At 73.6% G+C, this 5,729-nt stretch carries 5 protein-coding genes; 1 reads left to right on the top strand and 4 read right to left on the bottom strand.

What is annotated here, in order from left to right; translation table 11 throughout:
• Window positions 1-59: 59 nt before the first annotated feature.
• Window positions 60-698, bottom strand: a complete 639-nt coding sequence (locus tag ACRX5S_RS34745; RefSeq protein WP_436777199.1) for a class I SAM-dependent methyltransferase — start codon at window positions 696-698, stop codon at window positions 60-62.
• 139 nt (window positions 699-837) lie between these two features.
• Window positions 838-1,032, bottom strand: coding sequence for a DUF2304 domain-containing protein (locus ACRX5S_RS34740; RefSeq protein ID WP_358360363.1), 195 nt, complete (start codon window positions 1,030-1,032; stop codon window positions 838-840).
• Window positions 1,033-1,201: 169 nt separating this feature from the next.
• On the opposite strand from ACRX5S_RS34740, the gene ACRX5S_RS34735 reads away from it, so the two are divergent.
• Window positions 1,202-3,334, top strand: coding sequence for a prolyl oligopeptidase family serine peptidase (locus ACRX5S_RS34735; protein WP_436777198.1), 2,133 nt, complete (start codon window positions 1,202-1,204; stop codon window positions 3,332-3,334).
• Between the two features lie 207 nt (window positions 3,335-3,541).
• Here the strand turns inward: ACRX5S_RS34735 and ACRX5S_RS34730 are convergent, their stop codons facing one another.
• Window positions 3,542-5,218, bottom strand: a complete 1,677-nt coding sequence (locus ACRX5S_RS34730; protein ID WP_436777197.1) for an ABC transporter substrate-binding protein — start codon at window positions 5,216-5,218, stop codon at window positions 3,542-3,544.
• Window positions 5,219-5,401: 183 nt separating this feature from the next.
• Window positions 5,402-5,729: oligopeptide/dipeptide ABC transporter ATP-binding protein (locus ACRX5S_RS34725; protein ID WP_436777196.1), on the bottom strand; the 328-nt coding region annotated here is incomplete at its 5' end.

Here is a 5,729-nt window from a genome sequence, read left to right as displayed (position 1 = left end):
CCCCCCCCCCCCCCCCCCCCGGGGCAGCCGGTCGGGGGCGGCGGATCAGGGGCGTCGGTTCAGGGGCGTCGGTGCACGAACACGCCGTACCCGCCCGCCGGATCCCACGGCTCGCGGTCCCATCCGGCGAAGCGGTCGACCGGTTCGAGTCCGGCGGCCGCGCAGGCGGCGTCGTACGCGGACACCTCGACGCGCGTCCCGCCGTCGCCGCCGTCGAGGGCGAACCCGGCGACGACCAGCCCGCCGCCGGGCCGGACGCACGCCGCGAGGGTCGCGACCGCCTGGGCCTCGGTGCCGGGAGTCAGGTAGACCATGACATTTCCGGCGGCGACCGCGACATCGAAGCTGTCCGGTCCGTCCACAGCCTGTGGATCGAGGGTCGCGAGGTCGCCGAGCACCCAGGTCAGCCCGGGCGCCACGGCGCGCGCCTCGCCGAGCATCGAGGCGTCGATGTCGACCCCGACCGTCTTGTGGCCCAGCCGGGCGAGTTCGACCGCGATGCGGCCGGTGCCGCAGCCCGCGTCGAGCACGCGCCCGCCGCGGGGCAGCAGGGCGTCGACGAACCGCGCCTCGCCGTGCATGTCGCGGCCGGTCGCCGCGAGTTCGCGGAACCGGGCGGCGTACGCGGGCCCTCGGGTGCCTCCGGTGACCGCCAGCCAGCGGTTGGCGGGGCCGTTCGGGTGATCGTCTGTGGACATGCCGCCACAGTACGGTCCCGTGATCGCGAACGGCGGGGGCGCCCGAAGGGCCGGCACCGGATCCGGCAGTGAGGCCCGCCGGAAGTCCGGCCGGAAGTCCCACCGGGAAATCCTGCCGGTGGACCCGCTGGAGGACCCGCTAGAAGTGAATACCGTTCACGATGCCCGCGAAGCTCGCACCGGCATCGTGGATGGACGGGGCCAGCGAGGTCCCCGCGAGGTAGAAGCCGAGCAGCACACACACGACGGCGTGCACCGGGCGGAGCCCGGCCTTGCGGAGCAGAAACACGACCGCGACACCCAGAAGCATCACGACGGAGACCGAGACCGCCATGGTCACGCACCTCCCGGACATAGACGGACAAAAAACCCGTTACCAACGAATCAATCCCAGATACGATGCGTAACGCAACGTGCACGGCTCGAAATCACCCGAATAGCCCGTCCGTCGCCGTACGGCCCGAACCCCTGTTCCCAGGGCGGCTCGCCCGTAGGGTTGGCGCATGAGCTCGGAGATCACCTTTCCCCGGCAATACGCCCGCACCCAGCGCTTCACGCTCGGGGTCCCGCGCGCCTTCACCATCACCGGAGGCGGCGGCACGGGTGCCACCGTCCTGTTCCTGCGCTCCCGGTCCGGCGAGGACCGCACGACGTGCCTGTGGGCGTACTCCCCCGGGTCCGGCGAGCGGATCGTCGCCGATCCGGCGGTCCTGCTCGGCGGGGCCGAGGAGCACCTGTCCGCCGAGGAGCGCGCCCGCCGCGAGCGCAGCCGCGAGGGCTCGGCGGGCATCGTCGGGTACGCCGTCGACAGCGCCGGGACCGTCGCCGCCTTCACGCTCTCCGGTCGGCTGTTCGTCGCCGACCTGGCGGCCGGGACGGTCGTCGAACTCGACGCGCCCGCACCGGTGATCGACCCACGGCCGTCGCCCACCGGCCGCCACATCGCCTACCTCGCGGGCGGCGAACTGCGCGTCGCCGCCGCGGACGGTTCCGGGGACCGCGCGCTCGCGACCCCGGAGAACGACGAAGTCACCTATGGCGCCGCGGAGTTCATTGCGGCGGAGGAGATGCAGCGCAGCCGCGGCTACTGGTGGTCCCCGGACGGCACCACGCTGCTGGCGGCGCGCGTCGACAACGCCCCGGTCGGCCGCTGGTGGATCGCCGATCCGGCCAACCCGGCGTCGGCACCGCAGGAGGTCGCGTACCCGGCCGCGGGCACGGCCAACGCCGACGTCACGCTGTTCGCGTTCCGCACCGATGGCGGCGGACGCACCGAAGTGTCCTGGGACCGCAAGGAGTTCCCGTACCTCGCCAACGTGGTGTGGAACGCCGCGGGGCCGCCGCTGCTGGTCGTGCAGACGCGCGACCAGCGCACGCAGCGCGTGCTGTCCGCCGACCCCGCAACGGGTGCGACGACGAAACTGCACACGCAGACCGACCCGGTGTGGATCGACATCGTCCCCGGCGCCCCGGCCTGGACCCCCGGCGGCGCGTTGTTGCGCGTCGAGGACGCGGAGGGCGCCCGCCGCCTGGTCACCGACGGACGGGTGCTCACCGACGCGACGCTGCACATCCGTTCGGTGGTCGACAGCGGCACGGCGGACATCCTGGTCACCGCGTCGGCCGGGTACGAGGCGGCCGACCCCGAGACCGGCCAGATCCACGTCTACCGGGTCGGCGCGGACGGCACCGAGCGCGTCAGCACCGCACCGGGTGTGCACGGCGCGGTGCGCTCCGGGGACACGACGGTGCTCGTCTCCTCGTCGCTCGACCGCTCCGGCCCGACGGTGACGGTCCTTCAGAACGGTTCCCCGGTAGGCGAGATCGCCTCCTACGCGGAGACCCCGGTGATCACCGCCGAGGTTGAGCTGACCACCGCGGGCCCCACCCGCATCCCGTGCGCGATCCTGCTGCCCAGCGGCTTCGACACCACCTCGGGCGAGAAGCTGCCGGTGCTGATGGACCCGTACGGCGGCCCGCACGGCCAGCGCGTGGTCGCCGCCCGCAACCCGCACCTGACCTCGCAGTGGTTCGCCGACCAGGGCTTCGCCGTGGTCGTCGCGGACGGCCGCGGCACGCCGCACTACTCGCCCGAGTGGGAGAAGGCCGTCTCCGGCGACTTCGCGGGCGCGACGCTCGACGACCAGGTGGCCGCGCTCCAGTCGCTGGCCGTCGACCGCCCGTACCTCGACCTGGACCGGGTGGGCATCCGCGGCTGGTCGTACGGCGGTTACCTCGCGGCCCTCGCGGTGCTGCGCCGTCCCGACGTGTTCCACGCGGGCGTGTCCGGCGCGCCGGTCACCGACTGGCGGCTGTACGACACCCACTACACCGAGCGCTACCTCGGCCACCCGGACGACGAACAGCCGGTGTACGAGGTGAACTCCCTGGTCACCGGCGGCGATCTGGGCCCGGTCGCGGACCTCGCGCGGCCGCTGATGCTGGTCCACGGCCTCGCGGACGACAACGTCGTGGCCGCGCACACGCTGCGGCTGTCGTCCGCGCTGCTGTCGGCCGGGCGGCCGCACGAGGTGCTGCCGCTGTCCGGAGTCACGCACATGACGCCGCAGGAACAGGTGGCGGAGAACCTGCTGTTGCTCCAGGTCGACTTCCTGCGGCGCGCCCTGGGCACCTGACGCGAGCACGTGCCGCCCGGCACGCGCAGGCGGGCCGGGCGGCGCCGCGCTCGATCAAGTCGCCCGAAACAGCCGGGCGCTCAGCACAGCGCCACGCCCGAAGCGGTGTCATGCCTGTAGCGGTGCATGCCCGTGGCGGTTCACGCCTGAAGCGGTGTCAGGCCCGAAGCGGTGCCACGCCCGCCCCCGGCCCCACCCGATGCGCCGTCAGGCGCCGGGCGCCGTACCCGCCTTGACGCCGATGCGGGTCCATACCGGGGTGCCGAAGCGGTCTGCCGCGAGGTTGGCGATCGTCGGAGCGGACGCGATCGTCGTGCCGTACGACCACAGCGGCAGCGCCGGCATGTCGATCGCGAGCTGCGCCTGCGCGTCCGACCAGAACCGCGCGGCCTTCTGCGGGTCCGCCGACGTGCGGGCCTGCGTGACGGACTCGTCGAACAGCCCGTTGCGGTAGGCGGAATCGTTGGCCTTGGAGTCGCCGCGGAACATCAGGTCGAGGAAGTTCCGCGGGCTCGGGTAGTCGGCGGTCCAGCCGCCGCGGAACATCCCGGCGGGCTCGCGCGCGTTGATCCGGCGTCGCAGTTCGCCGAATTCCGCCACCGGCGCCGGCACGCAGACCGCGGCACCGAGGGCGGTGTTGATGCTGTTGCAGATCGCCTTGAAGACCTTCTCGCGGCCGCCGTCCTGGGCGTACGTCAGCGTGACCGTCCCGCCGGGGACGCCGCCGCCCTCGGCCACCAACTGCCGGGCCCGCTCCGGGTCGTACGCGCACAGCTCGCCGCACGCGTTGTTGCCGCCCGGAACTCCCGCGGCCAGCCAGTCCGTTGCGGGGCGCCACGCACCGCCCGGGAACATCTCCCGCACGATGGCCTCGCGGTTGATCGCGAGGGACAGCCCCTGCCGCACCTTCGCGGCCTCGGGTGCCGACCACGCCGGGTCGTCCATCGGGAAGTACAGCAGCTCGGACGTGGACAACGTCTGGTGCACGACGGTGCCGCCGGGAACCGAGACCTCGCGGCCCGGCTGGGGCTGCGGCACGCGGCTGATCACGTCGAGCGGCCCACGGAGGGCCGCGTCGCTGCCGAACTCCAGCCGCACGCCCGCCGCCTGGGCCTTGTCGGGGCCCGCGTACGCATCGTTGCGGACCAGCGACAGCGAGGTCCCCGGCCGCCAGCCGCCCTGCGGGTCCATGCGGAACGGGCCGTTGCCCACCGGCTCGCGGCCGAAGCGCGCCGGGTCCGCGAAGAAGACCTCGGGCAGCGGCGAGAAGGCGGCCAGGCCCAATTGCGCGGGGAACGACGAGTCCGGCTCGTCGAGCGTCACCACGAGCGTGGCGGGGTCGGCGGCCTTGACCGTGCCGACCTCCGCCAACACCTCCGCGCCGGCTGCCTCGTTGGCCGGATCCAGTGCCCAAGTCCAGGCGTCCGCGTACGACTTCGCGGTCACCGGCGTACCGTCGTGGAAGGTCCAGCCGGACGCGATCGAGATCGTGTACGTGCGCGCGTCGGTGGTCGTGCACGCCGCCATCATCGCGGGCACCGGGGCGCCGGACGCCGGGTCGTAGTCGACCAGGCCGCGGAAGAGCATCCCGACCGCGTGGTTCTCGTTGCGGTCGAACCCGGTGTTGCCGGGCAGCAGGTCGCCCGGCTCGTTCGAGGACGCGCTGTACACGGCCGCCGGGTCGACCGGGGCGCCCGGTGCGGGGGCGGCCGCGGCGGCGGGGCGGCAGTCGTACGGCCGGGCCGGTGCCGACGGGGCCGCGTTCCCCGCCGCGTCCTCGGCCGCCGAGGCGGCGTCGCCACCGCCACCGGACGTGCACCCGGTCGCGGCGATCGCGAGGGCGGTCACCCCGGCGAACCATATGGAGACGGTCTTGCTGCGCACTCGTGGAACTCCCCAAGCCTGTGGAACACGGCCGAACGTTTCCGGCCGCCGGTCAGAATACGTGCACACCACCCCAAAACCACGGGCCGGACCACGACGTGGTCCGGCCCGCCCGGCGGCCATGCCGACCAGGGTGCGCAGACGGCGCCCACGTCGACCGCCGCGCCGCCGGTCGACCACGGGTCAGTGCGCGTGCACGACGTCCTTCTCCTCCGCGAAGTGGCACGCGCTCGGGTGCAGCGCGGGCCCCTTGAGGCCCGAGCGGATCTGGAGCAGCGGCTCTTCCTGCGCGCAGATGTCCTGGGCCTTCCAGCAGCGGGTGCGGAACCGGCAGCCCGACGGCGGGTTGGCCGGGGACGGCACGTCGCCGGTCAGGATGATCCGCTCGCGGTTGTCGCGGCCCGTGGGGTCCGGCACCGGCACGGCGGACAGCAGCGCCTGGGTGTAGGGGTGGGTCGGGTGGTCGTAGATCTCGGTCTCGGCGCCGATCTCGACGATCTTGCCGAGGTAC

The organism is Yinghuangia sp. YIM S09857 (assembly GCF_051388915.1).
GTDB lineage: Bacteria > Actinomycetota > Actinomycetes > Streptomycetales > Streptomycetaceae > Yinghuangia.
Note: the sequence above shows the minus strand (reverse complement) of the source record. Positions and strands in the feature narration are given on the sequence as shown.